Origin of the sequence: Pseudonocardia tropica, from assembly GCF_040105315.1 — a bacterium.
In the GTDB taxonomy this organism is placed as follows: Bacteria; Actinomycetota; Actinomycetes; order Mycobacteriales; family Pseudonocardiaceae; genus Pseudonocardia; species Pseudonocardia alni.
The window spans coordinates 1-14,050 of record NZ_JBEDNP010000014.1; the positions used below are offsets into that span (position 1 = coordinate 1).

General features: G+C 74.9%; 15 protein-coding genes. 7 read left to right on the forward strand and 8 right to left on the reverse strand.

Translation table 11 applies throughout. The features are described from left to right. Nucleotides 1–367: 367 nt before the first annotated feature. From WHI96_RS21050 to WHI96_RS21060, 3 genes are all read right to left on the reverse strand, one after another. Nucleotides 368–874: a fatty acid desaturase family protein gene (locus WHI96_RS21050; protein WP_345651184.1), complete on the reverse strand. Its 507-nt coding sequence runs from the start codon at nt 872–874 to the stop codon at nt 368–370. Nucleotides 875–988: 114 nt separating this feature from the next. Continuing rightward, entirely contained in the window at nt 989–1,339 is a 351-nt protein-coding gene (locus WHI96_RS21055) for a hypothetical protein (RefSeq protein WP_345651187.1), read from the reverse strand. A gap of 39 nt (nt 1,340–1,378) precedes the next feature. Further along, complete coding sequence (locus WHI96_RS21060) at nt 1,379–1,621, reverse strand: 2Fe-2S iron-sulfur cluster-binding protein (protein ID WP_345651190.1); 243 nt, start codon at nt 1,619–1,621, stop codon at nt 1,379–1,381. A 93-nt stretch (nt 1,622–1,714) separates the two neighbouring features. Between WHI96_RS21060 and WHI96_RS21065 the strand changes: the two genes are divergently transcribed. Both WHI96_RS21065 and glmS read left to right on the forward strand, forming a co-directional pair. After that, nucleotides 1,715–1,948, forward strand: a complete 234-nt coding sequence (locus tag WHI96_RS21065) for a hypothetical protein (protein WP_349302433.1) — start codon at nt 1,715–1,717, stop codon at nt 1,946–1,948. Between the two features lie 21 nt (nt 1,949–1,969). Further along, complete coding sequence (gene glmS / locus WHI96_RS21070; protein WP_345651194.1) at nt 1,970–3,790, forward strand: glutamine--fructose-6-phosphate transaminase (isomerizing); 1,821 nt, start codon at nt 1,970–1,972, stop codon at nt 3,788–3,790. 84 nt (nt 3,791–3,874) lie between these two features. On the opposite strand, the gene WHI96_RS21075 is transcribed toward glmS, so the two are convergent. The 4 genes from WHI96_RS21075 to WHI96_RS21090 form a co-directional block, all read right to left on the reverse strand. Then, nucleotides 3,875–5,302 (reverse strand): DHA2 family efflux MFS transporter permease subunit, encoded by a 1,428-nt coding sequence (locus tag WHI96_RS21075; RefSeq protein WP_345651196.1) that lies wholly within the window; start codon nt 5,300–5,302, stop codon nt 3,875–3,877. Then, nucleotides 5,299–5,943, reverse strand: coding sequence for a TetR/AcrR family transcriptional regulator (locus tag WHI96_RS21080; RefSeq protein WP_345651199.1), 645 nt, complete (start codon nt 5,941–5,943; stop codon nt 5,299–5,301). The genes WHI96_RS21075 and WHI96_RS21080 overlap by 4 nt, the downstream gene beginning before the upstream one ends. A 132-nt stretch (nt 5,944–6,075) precedes the next feature. Beyond that, on the reverse strand, nt 6,076–6,705 hold the full coding sequence (locus WHI96_RS21085) for a TetR/AcrR family transcriptional regulator (protein WP_345651201.1): 630 nt from the start codon (nt 6,703–6,705) through the stop codon (nt 6,076–6,078). 66 nt (nt 6,706–6,771) lie between these two features. Further along, nucleotides 6,772–7,047 carry a hypothetical protein gene (locus tag WHI96_RS21090; protein WP_345651203.1) on the reverse strand — a complete coding sequence of 92 codons (276 nt, stop codon included), beginning with the start codon at nt 7,045–7,047 and terminating at the stop codon, nt 6,772–6,774. Between the two features lie 168 nt (nt 7,048–7,215). Here WHI96_RS21090 and WHI96_RS21095 point away from each other — a divergent pair, with 168 nt between their 5' ends. Continuing rightward, nucleotides 7,216–9,378 (forward strand): WD40 repeat domain-containing protein, encoded by a 2,163-nt coding sequence (locus WHI96_RS21095; RefSeq protein ID WP_345651206.1) that lies wholly within the window; start codon nt 7,216–7,218, stop codon nt 9,376–9,378. Here WHI96_RS21095 and WHI96_RS21100 read toward each other — a convergent pair. Further along, nucleotides 9,363–10,889 (reverse strand): long-chain fatty acid--CoA ligase, encoded by a 1,527-nt coding sequence (locus tag WHI96_RS21100; RefSeq protein ID WP_345651208.1) that lies wholly within the window; start codon nt 10,887–10,889, stop codon nt 9,363–9,365. The two genes, WHI96_RS21095 and WHI96_RS21100, sit on opposite strands and share 16 nt — an antisense overlap. 449 nt (nt 10,890–11,338) lie before the next feature. On the opposite strand from WHI96_RS21100, the gene WHI96_RS21105 reads away from it, so the two are divergent. The 4 genes from WHI96_RS21105 (at nt 11,339) to WHI96_RS21120 (ending at nt 14,039) form a co-directional block, all read left to right on the forward strand. Continuing rightward, a complete protein-coding gene (locus WHI96_RS21105; RefSeq protein WP_345651211.1) occupies nt 11,339–12,022 on the forward strand; it encodes an ANTAR domain-containing protein in 684 nt (227 codons plus the stop codon). 88 nt (nt 12,023–12,110) lie between these two features. After that, complete coding sequence (locus tag WHI96_RS21110; protein ID WP_345651214.1) at nt 12,111–13,376, forward strand: S8 family serine peptidase; 1,266 nt, start codon at nt 12,111–12,113, stop codon at nt 13,374–13,376. Beyond that, on the forward strand, nt 13,373–13,603 hold the full coding sequence (locus WHI96_RS21115; protein ID WP_345651217.1) for a hypothetical protein: 231 nt from the start codon (nt 13,373–13,375) through the stop codon (nt 13,601–13,603). Before WHI96_RS21110 ends, WHI96_RS21115 begins: the two co-directional genes overlap by 4 nt. A gap of 226 nt (nt 13,604–13,829) precedes the next feature. Beyond that, a complete protein-coding gene (locus WHI96_RS21120) occupies nt 13,830–14,039 on the forward strand; it encodes a hypothetical protein (protein WP_345651220.1) in 210 nt (69 codons plus the stop codon). Nucleotides 14,040–14,050 lie beyond the last annotated feature (11 nt).

A 14,050-nucleotide genomic window follows, 5' to 3' on the forward strand; every position in this document is an offset into this window, starting at 1 on the left:
AAAACGCCAAACCGAATAAATATAGCTCGACACACTGTTGAGTTCTCAAAAGACACCCGCACCGCAATCACCCAGACTCTCCAAAAAGAGCGGGATCCTGAAGACGGATCGCCTTGACCCACCAAGATAACCACACCGAGAAACTCGGTGAACCACCGGGGGTCACCGTCCGCGGGGCCTGTTGACCGAGCCTCTCAGGGCCCGTTCTGTCCGGCTCACTCGCTGACAGGAAGAAAGTTACACGGCCCGTCGGACGCCGTTCACAGGGGGGTCGGTTTTCGGCGTCGTCGCAGCTCAGAGGGCACGGAAGCCGTGATCGGCACCGGCCGCGCCCCGTCGTCCACAGTGCTCCCGGTCCCCCGCGTGGTCACGCCGCCTGCGCGGCGGGGCGGCGGAGCAGACCGCGGCGCTCGCGGCGGTGCTCGGACTCCCGGATCCCGCGGGCCGGCAGCGACAGCCGCCAGATCGAGCGGGTGGCGTGCCAGAACTGCCGCGGGAACGGTCCCGTCGTGTAGGGCAGGTCGTACTTCACGCAGAGGGCCCGGAGCTTCACCGCGATCTCCGGGTACCGGTCGGACGGCAGGTCCGGGAACAGGTGGTGCTCGATCCGGTAGCCGAGGCTGCCGGACATGACGTGCATCAGGCGGTTGCCGGTGACGTTGGCCGAGCCGAGCAGCCGGCGCAGATACCACGCGCCGCGCGTCTCCCCCTCCAGGTCCTCCTCGGTGAGGACCTCGGCACCGTCGGGGAGTGTCCGCAGAAGATGATCGCGTAGGTCCGGGCGCATCTGCCGCGCGTGCCTGCGGCCGACGTCGAGCAGCGTGCGGCGGAACTCCTCGGGGTCCTCCAGCTGCATCTCCAGCAGGCCGTCCACGTCGAGGTCTGCACCAGCAGCACGTTCCAGAACGGCTGCCCAGGTAGGCGGGGTGCCAGGGCTGGTCGGCGCGGACCCGGAGGATCTCGTAGCCGACGTCCTTGTCCTTGCCGATCACGTTCGTACACGTGTGGTGCAGGTCGACGAGCGGATCTCCGGGTCGTTCGGCCAGTCCCACCGGCCGTACGTGACGTGCTGCCCGATCTCCGTGTTCTCGAGGATCCTGGCGACCGAGAGCATGGCGGTGCCGGCGAGCCGGAGCGGCGGGATCCGGCTGCCGAACAGCGCGACCGGCGCGGCGACGTTCAGCCGCCGCTGCCAGGTGATCATCGTGCGGATGTGGTCGGCGTCGTACTGGCCGCGACGCTCCTCGACGTCGGCGCGGATCGCGTCGAGCTCGCGCCCGATCGCCTCCACGTCGGCGTCGGTGAGGTGGGCGAACTCCTCGACGTCGGCGATGGCCACGACGTTCCTCCCGGGTGTGCGCGGTGTCGGGTCTCGGTGTCAGATCTCCAGGACGCAGTCACCGGCGGCGGTGATGCAGGTCTGGGTCCTCTCGGCGGGGGTGTCGGGGTCGCCGCGGCGTTCGGTGCCGTCGCGCAGGTAGCGCACCGAGCCCGACCGCAGGCCGACGGTGCAGATGCGGCAGATGCCCATCGGGCAGCCGTAGGGCAGGTCGAGCCCGGCCTGCTCCCCGGCGTCGAGCAGGGTGGTGGCGCCGTCGATGTCGACGAGGACGGCCTCCACGACCTGACCTCTGCCCGATTCCGGGCAGGAAACTGGCCCTTCGTCCCGCAGCCGGTCAGGATCGGCGGTGTGGATCCGGATCTCGTGCGGCACGTGGCCGCCACCACCGGGCTCGCCGAGCCGGTGGCGGCCCGCGTGGTCGCCGACGTCGTCGCCTACTTCGGCGAGACCACCGAGGAGTTCGTCCGCCGCCGGCACCGCGAGCTGCAGGCCCGCGACCGGCGCAACGACGAGATCTGGCCGCGGATCGCGGCCGAGCTCGCCGCGCGGGTGGTCGCCCCCGGTGACGTCTCCCAGCGGCGGCTGCGCCGGATCGTCTACGGCTGAGCGGACGAGGGAGGAACGTGCATGTGCGGGATCGTGGGTTACGTGGGGCCGCGGGAGGCGGCGGGCGTGCTGCTCGACGGGCTGTCCCGGCTGGAGTACCGGGGCTACGACTCGGCGGGCCTGGCCGTGGCGCACCGCCGGAAGGTGACGGTGCGGCGGACCGCCGGGCGGGTGGAGGACCTGCGCACGCTGCTGGGTGACGCCCCTCCCCCCGGCCGGTCGGGCGTCGCGCACACCCGGTGGGCCACCCACGGCGAGCCGAACGAGGCCAACGCGCACCCGCACACCGACGCGTCCGGGCGGGTCGCGATCGTGCACAACGGCATCGTCGAGAACGCCGACGCGCTGCGCGGCGCGCTCACCGCGCGCGGGGTCGTGCTGCGCAGCGACACCGACTCCGAGGCGCTCGCGCACCTGGTCGCCGAGGCGCTCGACGGCGGGGCCGCGACCCTCGCCGACGCGGTGCGCACGGCGCTCGCCGGCGTCGAGGGCACCTACGGCCTCGCGGTGCTCGACGCCCGCACCCCCGACGAGATCGTCGTCGCGCGCAACGGCAGCCCGATCGTGCTCGGCATCGGCGACGGCGAGATGGTCGTCGCCTCCGACCTGGCCGCGGTCGTGCGGCACACCCAGAAGGTCGTGTTCCTCGACGACGGCGAGATCGTCACCGTGCGCGCCGACGGCATCGAGGGCTCCACCCGGATCGGTCCGACCACCGTCGACACCGGCTCCGAGGACTACGCGCTCGGCGGGCACCCCGACTTCCTGGCGAAGGAGATCGCCGAGCAGCCCGACGCGATCCGTCGCGCGCTGGCCGGGCGGCTCGACACCCGGTTCGCCACCGCCCGGCTCGGCGGGCTGGAGATGGACCCCCGCGAGCTGCGCGGGGTGCGCCGGGTGCTGTTCCTGGGCTGCGGGTCGGCCTACTACGCCGGGGAGATCGGCGCCGGGCTGGTCGAGCAGCTGGCCCGGATCCCGGCGGCGGCCGAACCGGCCGGCGAGTTCCGCCACCGCAACCCGGTCGTCGACCCGGACTGCCTCTACGTAGCGGTCAGCCAGTCCGGCGAGACCGCCGACACCCTCGCCGCGGTGCAGGAGCTGCGCCGCAAGGGCGGCCGGGTGATCGGCGCGGTGAACGTGATCGGGTCGGCGATCTCCCGCGAGTGCGGGACCGGGGTGTTCCTGCACTCCGGGCCGGAGGTGTCGGTCGCCTCGACCAAGGCCGTCACGACCATGGGCGTGTCGTTCGCGATGCTCGCGGTGCTGCTGGGCCGGGTGCGGGACCTGTCGGTGGCCGACGGGCGGCGGCTGCTCGACGGGCTGGCGGCGCTGCCCCGCCACGTGGAGGCCGTCCTGGCCGACGACGCCGCCCACGGCACGGTCGCCGCGGTCGCGCAGCGGTGGGCGCACGCGTCGTCGATGTTCTTCGTCGGGCGCACCCGCTGCAGCCCGGTCGCGCGGGAGGGCGCGCAGAAGCTCAAGGAGATCTCCTACTGCCACGCCGAGGCCTACCCCGCCTCCGAGCTCAAGCACGGGCCGCTGGCGCTGGTCACCCCGGATATGCCGAGCGTCGTCGTGGTCCCCGACGACGAGCTGCTCGGGAAGAACGTCGGCACCATCGAGCAGATCCGGGCCCGGGGCGGGCCGGTGATCGCGGTGACCGACGCCGAGCTGCCCGCCGGGCTCGCCGACGCCGTGCTGCGGGTGCCGCGCACCGAGCCGGAGCTGGCACCGATCCTGCTCGGGATCCCCCTGCAGCTGCTGGCCCGGCACACCGCCGTCGCGCTCGGACGCGACGTGGACCGGCCGCGGAACCTCGCGAAGTCGGTGACGGTGGAGTGAGGGTCCGCGCGCTGCACGACCGCGGCGGCGCGGTCGGCCGGGTGCTGACCTCCGGCACGATCGCCGTGGGTGACCCGGTGGAGGTCAGCTGACCGGGGCCTCCGCCACGGTGCGGCGCCGGACCAGCAGCGACAGCAGGACGGCCAGCACGCCGACCCCGCCGGCGACGGCGAACGCGGCGTGCAGCCCGTCCGCGTCCGGGGAGGCCCCGGCGGCGCTCGCCGAGCCCAGCGCGGCGACGGTGACGAACAGCGCCGTCCCCAGCGCGCCCGCGACCTGCTGCAGCGTGGACAGGATCGCGCTGCCGTGCGAGTACAGCTCGTCCGGCAGCGAGCCCAGCGCCTCGGTCATCAGCGGCGTCATCATCAGCGCGAGCCCGCCCATCAGGACCAGGTGGAAGCCCACGACCACGCCGAGCGGGGTGCCCGGGCCGAGGGTGGAGAACAGCAGCAGGCCGGTCGCCATCAGCACCGCACCGGGGATCACCAGCGGTCGGGCGCCGACGCGGTCGAACAGTGCGCCGATCGGGCGGCCGAGCAGTCCGAGCAGCAGCCCGCCGGGCAGCACCACGAGCCCGGAGACCAGCGTGCTCGTACCGAGCACGGTCTGCAGGTAGAGCGGCAGCAGCACGGCGGCGACGCCGATCAGCGACAGCAGCACCAGCGCGGTGAGCACCAGCGCCACGACGAACTGGCGCCGCCGGAACGGGCGCAGGTCCAGCAGCGCGCGGTCCTCGCGCATCAGCCGCAGCTGGCGCAGCACGAACACCGCCAGCGCGACCAGCCCGACGGCGACCGGCGCCCACGGCGGGAGCCCCCCGCCGCCGTGGCCACCCAGCGAGGACAGCCCGTAGACCAGGCCGCCGAACCCGACGGCGGACAGCAGCACCGACACCACGTCGAGCGGGACCGGGCGGCCGCCGCCGTCGATGCGCAGCCACCGGGCGCCGGCCGCCATGGCGAGCACGGCCAGCGGCAGGACCAGCCAGAACATCCAGCGCCAGCCCAGACCGGACAGGATCGCGCCGCCGATCGTCGGGCCGATCGCGGGCGCGACGGCGATGACGATCGTGATCGTGCCCATCGTCGCGCCGCGCCGCTCGGCGGGCACCAGACGCAGGATCGTGGTCATCAGCAGCGGGATCATCATCGCCGTGCCGCCGGCCTGCACGATGCGACCGACGAGCAGCACCGCGAAGCCGGGCGCGAACCCGGCGATCGCGGTCCCGGCGGTGAACAGCCCGAGCGAGGTGAGGAAGACCTGACGCGGGGTGAAGCGGTCGAGCAGGTAGCCGGTGGTGGGGATGACCACGGCCATCGTCAGCAGGAAGCCGCTGGTCAGCCACTGGGTGGTGGTGGCGGGGACGCCGAGGTCGACGCTCAGGTCGCGCAGCGCGACGCTCAGCACGGTCTCGTTGAGGATCATCACGAACGCGGCGCCGACGAGGACGGCGATCAGCGGTCCGGTCCGGTTCGCCGACACCGGTTCGGTACGGGACGGGGTGGTGGTCACGCGGGTTCTCCTGCCCGGGGAAGGGTCGTGGTGGCCGCGCGCAGGGCGCGGCCGAGTCGGTCGACGGGGTCGGCGCACCGGACGCCCGCGGCGAGCTCGACGGCGAGGTCCTCGCCGCTGATCCGCAGGGCGGCGGCGACGGCGGCGGCGTGCACCCGGACGTCCAGGTCGCCGGGCTCGCGGCCGGCGCGGGCCGCGATCACCTCGGCGAGCACCGGCTCGGCCCGCTCGTGCACCGCCAGCCACACCGCCCGCAGACCGGGCTCGGTGCGCGACAGCGCGATGACGGCCATGGCGGCGTCGGCGTCGGCGGCGTCGACCGGGTCCTGGGGCGGGCGGTACCCGGCGAGCAGGTGCTCGTCGAGGCCCACCCCCGCCGGCCAGCGCCGCAGCGTCGCGACGACGGCGTCGATGCTGCGCGCGAGGACCGGTTCCACGCAGCTCTCCTTGGTGCGGAACCAGCGCCACAGCGTCCGGCCGGACAGCCCGACCTCCTCGGCGATCCGTTCGCCGCTGGTGGCGTGCACGCCGTGCTCCCGGAACAGTGCCACGGCCGCACGGGAGATCTCGAGGCGCTGCAGCTCGCGCCGCCGGTCGCTCATCGGCGCCCGCCCGCGTCTGGTGTCGTCGAGTGTCTTCATGTCACTGTCTGACAGTAACGAGAGCCGTCGGGACCGTCCACGAGACGCACGTCTCAGAGTGCCTTTTTGACAGTATGTGTCACGTTGCGGAACACGGAGGATCCCGTCCGGGGTCCCCGGCGACGGCGGGGGCTACGTACTGCGGGTCGGCCCCTGACCGGTCGCCCGCTCGCCGTCGACGCCGTGGGTCGCGGCGTCGACCGCCGCCGACAGCCGCTCGCGCAGCTGCGCGGGCGGTGGGCGACGACCGTCGGCGGTGGCGGCGGCGATGTCCTCGGTCGCGACCCGCAGCGCCCCGTTGAGCGCCGCGGCCTGCACCCGCACGGCGACGTCGTCGGGGTCGCGGCCGAACCGGCCGGCGAGGATCCCGGCCAGGACCGGCTCGGCCCGTTCCTGCACGACCAGCCAGATCGCGCGCAGCGCGGGCTCGGAGCGGCTCATCCGGATCACCGCGAGGACGAGGTCGCCGTCGTCCGGGCCCGCGTCGGGGTGCTCGGCATAGTCCCGGGCGAGGTGCTCGGTCAGCGCGACACCCGCGGGCCACCGGGCCAGGCTCGCGGTGAACGCGTCGGTGGCCAGGCTCAGCACCGGCTCGACGCAGCTCTCCTTGGTGCGGAACCAGCGCCAGAACGTGCGCGCCGACAGCCCGACCGCCTCGGCGATCTGCTCCCCGCCGGTCGCGGAGACGCCGTGCTCACGGAACAGCCGGATCGCTGCCCGGGAGATCTCCAGGCGCTGCAGGCTGCGGCGACGGTCGCTCATCGGCCGCCGTCCGCGCCGGACCGCCGTCCCCTCCGTCACACCGCACCCCCGAGCCTCGCCGGGCGGTCAGCCCAGACGGCGGGCGTTGGCCCGCACCCGGGTGCGGAGCGGTTCCAGGGCCCGGACCACCGTCTCCGGTCCCGGCTTCGAGGTGACCAGGACGACCGCGGCCCGGGAGAACCCGTCGACCTTCTCCGCCCACATCCGGTGGAACTCCCGGACCTCGCGCGCCGGGGGCGGGAAGCCCGAGGTGAGCATCCGGGCGGTGCGACGCGCGATGACCAGCGGCGCGAACACCGCGATCTCGGCGAGCGAGAGGACGGCACGAGTGGTGGCGGGCATGGGACGTACGGTAGCCCCTGTCCCCGACACGCAGGAGCCGCGCGCCGGTCACCGAGGGCTCGCCGCCGGTCGCCGCCGGTTCGGGTGGCGACACGCCCTCCCACGTTAACGATGGGGCGCGGGGCCACGACAGGTAACCGAACGCGACCCCGGGGAGGGCTCACACGCATGGCCGTCGAGACGTTCTGGGACGGGCTGGAACGGCGCATCGCCGCCGGCGAACCGCCGTACGGGGAGCACCCGGGCCTCACGCCGGACGGGGTGACACCCGAGGCGCTGCGCCGCGTCCTGGACCTCGAGGCGCACCACCTGCGCCGCTCCGGCACCGGGCCGGTCGCCCAGCACCTGCTCGCCGGGGCCGTCCTGGCCGGGGAGGCCGCGCTGGCCGGGGCCGCCCGGGCCCGGCTCACCGCCCAGGGCGTCCCCGCCCTGACCACCCGCTGGCGCACCCGGCCGCCGTCGGCCGCGCTGAGCCGGGTCCTGGAGGGCCACGGCGACGCGGTCGTCGCGCTGCTCGCCGGGCCGGACGGCCTGCTGCTGTCGCTCGACGCCTCCGGAGAGAGCGGTGCCTGGGACGCCGGGACCGGACACGCGGTCCCGGACCCGCTCGCCGGTCCCGGCGGTCCGCGGCCCCCGGCCTCCGCGGTCCACGCCCGGGCGGTCGCCCTGTCCCCCGACGGCGGCCTGCTCGCCCTCACCGGTGACGACCCCGTGGTGCGGGTGCTGGCCACCGACGGCCCGGCCCGCGGCGCCGAGGTCACGACCCTGGCCGGGCGGCCCGGCCCGGTGACCGCGCTCGCGGTGACCGGGACCGCCCCGACCCGGGTGGTCGCGGGCGGCGCCGACGGCGCGGTGCGGGTGTGGGACGTGACCAGCGGCGCGGCCGTCTCGGTCGCCCGCGGCCACGCCGGCCCGGTGACCGCGCTGACCGCGACCGGCCAGGGCACCGTCGTGTCCGGCGGGGTGGACGGCACGCTGCGGTCCTGGGACCCGGCCACCGGCACCCCGCTGGGGCTGCTGGAGGGCGGACCGGCCGTGGTCGCCGTGGTGGTGCCGACGGCGGGGCAGCTTCTCGCAGCCACCGCCGACGGCGCGCTGCACGTGTTCGCGCTGGTCGACGGGGTGCCGCAGGACGCGGTGCGGCTCGACGTCCCCGGCGACGGCGTCGCGGTCACCGCGGCCGCGTGCGCCGGTGAGGGCCGGGTCGTCGTCGGGCGGGCGGACGGGACCGTGCAGCTCGTCCCGACCACCGGCCCCGGCCCGGTCGCCGAGCTCGCCGGGCACGGCGCCGCGGTGCGGGCGGTCACCGCCGACGCCGAGGGCACCGTCGTCGCGTCCGGGGACGACCACGGCCGCGTCCTGGTCTGGGACCCGGCACGGGCCCGGCCGGGTGCCGGCGGGCACGCCGGGGTCTCCCCCGCGGTCGGTGCGGTCGCCGCGGGCACGGGCCTGGTCGTTTCGGCCGGTCGCCGCTCCGACGGGCTGCTCGCCCACGACCCGGCCACCGGCGCGCGGCGCTGGGGCGTCCCGGCCGGTGCGGGCCCGCTGTGGTTCGACCCGTCGGGGACGCGGCTGTTCGCCGTCACCGGGACCGCGACCGTCGAGGAGCGCTACGCGACGACCGGGGTGCGGGCCGGTGCGGTGTCGCTGCCCGGCCGTGTGCTGGCCGGGCGGGGCGCGCTGGTGGTCACCGGAGAGCCGGACGGCGCGGTCGCCGTGCGCGACGCGCGCAGCGGGCGGGCCCTCCGCACCACCCGGCTGCCGTCGGCACCGCGGGTGGCCGCGCCGACCCCCGGCGGGGCGACGGTGCTGCTCGCCGCGGACGGCCTGCTGGCCTGCTGGCGGCCCGCCTCGGCGGAGGCGGTCACGGTGGCGCTGCCGGCCGGGCTGGTCACCGCCGTCGCCGTCGACGACGACGGCTGTCACGGCGTGGTCTGCGACGCCGACGGCCGGGTGCACGTCTGGCGGGCCGGATCGGACACGGTGACCACGGTGCGCGCCGACGCGGCGCACCTGACCGCGGCCGCCGGTGCCGGCCGGTGCCGCGCGGTGACCGCGGGCTCGGACGGCACCGCGGTGCTGTGGGACCTGACCTCGGCGACCGCGCTCGGCCGGGTGCCGCTGGACGCGCCGCTGACCGCGGTCGCGGTGGGGGGCGGGACGGTGGTCGTCGGCGACGGGTGCGGCGAGGTGCACTGCCTCGACCTGCTCGCCGGGGCCGCCGCGGACGTCCCGGACGGTGTCATCCCCGAGCAGGGCGGCGCAGCCGTGGTCCCGGCGCCGCGCACCGGGACCACGGACCGCGAGGCGGCCGCTCAGCTCAGCGAGTAGCCCTCGAACTGCTCGCGCAGGGTCTTCTTGGAGAACTTGCCGACGCTCGTCCTGGGCACCTCGTCGATGAACTCGACGGCGTCGGGGAGCCACCACGTGGCGACCCGATCGGTGAGGAACGCGATGACCTCGTCGGCGGTGAGGGTCTCACCGTCCTTCACCACGACGCACGCCATCGGACGCTCCACCCAGCGCTCGTGCGGGATCGCGATGACCGCGGCCTCGGCGACCTTCGGGTGAGCCATGATCTCGTTCTCCAGCTCCACGGAGCTGATCCACTCACCACCGGACTTGACCAGGTCCTTGGTGCGGTCGACGAGCTTGACGTAGCCCGAGCCGTCGACGACGGCGACGTCGCCGGTGCGCAGCCAGCCGTCGGAGGTGAACTGCGTGCCGCCGCCCTCGCCGCGGTGGTACTCCGAGGCGATCCACGGGCCCGCCACCTGCACCTCACCGCTGGTGGTTCCGTCCCAGGGCTGCTCGGCTCCGGTCTCGGGGTCGGCGATGCGCAGGTCGACGAGCGGGACCGGGGGGCCCTGCAGGGCGCGCACGGTGGCCTTCTCGTCGTCGGACAGGTCGTCGTGCTGGGAGCGCAGCACGCCCAGGGTCGCCACCGGCGAGGTCTCGGTCATCCCCCAGCCCTGCAGGACCGGCAGGCCGATCGCGGCGCGGAACCCCTCCGACATCGACCTCGGCACCGCCGAGCCGCCGCAGAGCAGGACCCGCAGCGACGAGCAGTCGTACCCGCCGAGCTCGGGCAGCAGGCCCATCCAGATCGTCGGGACGCCCGCGGCGACGGTGACCCGGTGGTCCTGGATCAGTGTCAGGACCGCGTCCGGGGTCATGCCGGGCCCGGGCAGCACCAGCGAGGTGCCGGCGAGCAGGCAGCCGTAGGGCAGTCCCCAGGCGTTGGCGTGGAACATCGGGACGACCGGCAGGACCACGTCGCGCTCGCAGAGCCCGACGCCGTCGGCGAACAGGGTCGCGAGCGAGTGCAGCAGCGTCGAGCGGTGCGAGTAGACGACGCCCTTGGGGTTGCCGGTGGTGCCGGAGGTGTAGCACATGGCGGCGGCGGTGTTCTCGTCCTCGACGACGAACCGGCCCGCGAACGGCTCGGCCGCGGCCAGGAGCTCCTCGTAGAGCCGGATGCGCGGGTCGTCGGGGATCTCCGTCGGCGCGCCGTCGTCGATGACGACGACGTGGCGCACCGTGGTCATCCGGTCCACGTGCGGCCAGAACAGGCCGAGCAGGGAGCGCTCGACGAACACGACCTCGTCCTCGGCGTGGTCGGCCACGTAGACGAGCTGGTCGGGGAACAGTCGCAGGTTGAGCGTGTGCAGGACCCGGCCGGTGCACGGCACGGCCAGGTACAGCTCCAGGTGCCGGTCGGTGTTCCAGCAGAACGTCCCGACCCGGCCGTCGGCGGAGACGCCGAGGGTGTCGAGCACGGTGGCCAGCCGGCGGGTGCGCACGGCCCACTCGGCGACCGTGATGGTGCGGACCGTCCCCACCGGGGGTGGCGGTGACGATCTCCTTGTGTCCGAAGTACTGCTCGGCACGGTGGAACACGTGCGGCAGCGTCAGGGGACGGTCCTGCATCAGACCGAGCATCGTTGCTCCTGGGGGCGTTCCGGTGGGTCGACGCGACCCTACCGTAACTTCAGATATGGATTGGACTATCCGGTCACGGCATCCGGGGGTCGCGAACGCAGCGTCCGGAGTAATCGGACACCCGCTGTCAGCAGGCGTGACACGCTGTCCTAACGTTCTTCCCGACGTCCGCGAACCGTCAGGTTCCGGACGCGAGCACGCAGGGTCAAGCAACCGGCCCGGCATCCCGGGGTCCGCCCCGGGAACCGTTTCCGCAGACATCATCTGCCGGACGCGCCGGGCCAGGCCTCCGGTGCCGCTCGCCGCGGCGCCCGCCGAACCGTCGCGTTCCGGCGCGGCGGAGGTCGAGATGCTTTCCGGGTCCTCGGACGCGCAGATCCTGCGCGCCTGCTGCGACGATCCCGCGTTCCGTGCCACCCGCTCCCCGTACGTGGTCCTCGACGGGGAGCTCACGGCCGTGGGGGCGAACGCGGCATTCTGCACCGCGACCCTGCGCACGCCCGCCGAGCTGGTCGGCAGGCCGCTGCTCGAGGCGCTGCCGGACAACCCCGAGCTGCCCGGCACCGGCGGCGTCGCCGCGCTGACGGCGTCGCTGTCGCGGGTGCTGCGCCTCGGGCTGCGCGACCACCTGCCCGTGCAGCGCCACGACGTGCCCGCGGCGGCCGGTGCTCCCGGCTTCGTCGAACGGGTGTGGGTCACGGTGAACTCCCCGCTGGTGTCCCCGGACGGGCGGGTCATCGGGGTGCTGCACCACATCGAGGACGTCACCGGGCTGATCAGCCCCGGCCCCGACGGCAGCGACCTCGCCGCCGCCGCGCTGGCCCGCGCCCTGGACACGGAGAACACGCACCTGCGGGCCCGCTTCGCCCGGCACGTCAGCATCGAGCAGGCGAAGGGGGCCCTCATGGCCCAGCGCGGCTGCTCCGCCGACGAGGCGTTCACCCTGCTGCGCCGGCTCTCGCACGAGACGAACCGGAAGCTGCACGTGGTCGCCGAGGCGCTGCTGGCGGACACGGTCGGGCAGCGGCCCTGAACCGACACCACCCGTTCGCCCGCCGACCGTGCCGGAGCGCGATCACTGCGGCACGATGGGTGGTCACGAGTCGATCGACGGAGGCGACATGGTGGACCCGCACGCGGCCCTCCCGGGCCGGGCCGCAGGCACGCTGACCGGCCGGTACCTGCTGGTGCTCAGCGACGACCTGCTGGCCGACCACGACACGGCACGCTCGGCGGTGGCGGAGCTGACCGGACTGTCCGAGGTGACCAGCAGCCGCGACGACACCCCGGGGGTCCACCCGACGCTGTTCGCCCGGCTCGGCGTCGCCGTCGCCGAACTGGACCCGGCCCGGCTGCGCACCGTCCGGGCCGACCGCCGGGTGCTCTCGGTGGAGCCCGAACGGGTGCTGCGCGCCCTGTCCGGGCCCGGGCTGAGCGCCGACTACCTGCGCGGGTTCGCCGACGCGGCGGGCTTCCTGGCCGAGCGCGCCGCCGCGGCGGAGACCGCCGACGCGCCCGTCGCCGCCCGGTTCGCCGACGACGACCAGGTCACCTGGGGTCTGCAGGCCACCGGAGCGGACGTCGCCGCCGAGACCGGCGCCGGGATCACCGTCGCCGTCCTCGACACCGGCCTCGACCTCGGCCACCCCGACTTCGCCGGGCGGCAGATCGAGTCGCGCTCGTTCGTCGACGGCCAGGAGGTCGCCGACGTGCAGGGGCACGGCACGCACTGCATCGGCACCTCCTGCGGGCCGCTCGCCCCCGGCTCGGGACGCCGCTACGGCATCGCCCACGAGGCGCGGATCCTGGTCGGCAAGGTGCTCGGTGACGACGGCTCCGGCACCGACGCCGGCATCCTCGAGGGCATCGAGTGGGCGATCTCCTCCGGCGCGCAGGTCGTGTCGATGTCGCTGGGCGCGGACCTGAACGAGGTCTCCGCCGCCTACGAGAACGCCGGGCGGCGCGCGCTGGACGCGGGCACCCTGATCGTCGCCGCAGCCGGCAACAACGCCGAGCGCTCGACCGGGAACGTCGGTTTCGTCGGCGTCCCGGCGAACAGCCCGTCGATCATGGCGGTCGCCGCGGTGGACGCCGCGCTGGCCATCGCCGACTTCTCCGCGGCCAGCTCCGCGGTCGAGGGCGGGCAGGTCGACATCGCCGGGCCCGGTGTGGACGTCTACTCGTCGTGGCCGATGCCCCAGCGCACCAACACGATCTCGGGTACCTCGATGGCCACCCCGCACGTCTCCGGGATCGCGGCGCTGTGGTCGCAGCGCACCGGGGCCCGCGGGCGCGACCTGTGGACCCAGCTCACCCAGGCCGCCCAGCGGCTGCCGCTGACCTCGGGCGACGTCGGCGCGGGCCTCGTCCGGGCCCCGGGCCGATGAGCACGACCGGGAGGCTGCTGGTGTCGGTGGCCGACGGGCACGTCGCCGACGACGTCGCGCGGGCCTGCGCGGCCGCCGGGCTGCAGGTGGAGAAGGTCCTCACGGGAGTCGGGGTGGTCGTCGGGACGTGCGACGACCCGGACGCCCTGCGGGCGGTCGCCGGGGTCGCCGCGGTCGAGCCGGACCGCGAGGTCCACCTCGACCGCGATCAGCCGGGGTCCGCGTAATCGGTCGACGCGCCACCCGCATGTCCGATACGGTGGGGTCAGTCGATCGCGCCCGGTGACACGCCGGCCGCGATGCTCGACGAACCGCCCGGACCGTCCCCGGGAGGCGCCCACCCGGCGCCCCGGCCACGGCCGGTGCCACCCCCGTACCGGCACCGCGCGACCCCGCGCGGCGCGGCACTCCGCCGCGTAACCGGACACCACCTCGACCGAAACGACCACTCCTGTGCAGGCCTCCGTCCACCCACCCGTCACCGACCCCACCGTCCGGGGCGCCGTCGACCGGCTCACCGCCGAGTTCGCCGGCCGCTTCTCCCAGGACCTCGTCGACCACGTCGTGCGCGGCTCCCACCGCGACCTCGACGTCGTCTCCGCCGCCGCGCTCCCCGAGATGGTCGAGCGCCTGGCCCGTCAGCGGCTGATCGAACACCTCTGACCCGTCCGGCC

Excerpts from the sequence above, each read along its gene's own strand:
- glmS (WP_345651194.1), top strand. The coding sequence starts at position 1,970 with ATGTGCGGGATCGTGGGTTACGTGGGGCCGCGGGAGGCGGCGGGCGTG.
- WHI96_RS21095 (WP_345651206.1), top strand. The coding sequence starts at position 7,216 with ATGGCCGTCGAGACGTTCTGGGACGGGCTGGAACGGCGCATCGCCGCC.
- WHI96_RS21105 (WP_345651211.1), top strand. The coding sequence starts at position 11,339 with ATGCTTTCCGGGTCCTCGGACGCGCAGATCCTGCGCGCCTGCTGCGAC.
- WHI96_RS21090 (WP_345651203.1), bottom strand. The coding sequence starts at position 7,047 with ATGCCCGCCACCACTCGTGCCGTCCTCTCGCTCGCCGAGATCGCGGTG.
- WHI96_RS21085 (WP_345651201.1), bottom strand. The coding sequence starts at position 6,705 with ATGAGCGACCGTCGCCGCAGCCTGCAGCGCCTGGAGATCTCCCGGGCA.
- WHI96_RS21115 (WP_345651217.1), top strand. The coding sequence starts at position 13,373 with ATGAGCACGACCGGGAGGCTGCTGGTGTCGGTGGCCGACGGGCACGTC.
- WHI96_RS21110 (WP_345651214.1), top strand. The coding sequence starts at position 12,111 with ATGGTGGACCCGCACGCGGCCCTCCCGGGCCGGGCCGCAGGCACGCTG.
- WHI96_RS21080 (WP_345651199.1), bottom strand. The coding sequence starts at position 5,943 with ATGAAGACACTCGACGACACCAGACGCGGGCGGGCGCCGATGAGCGAC.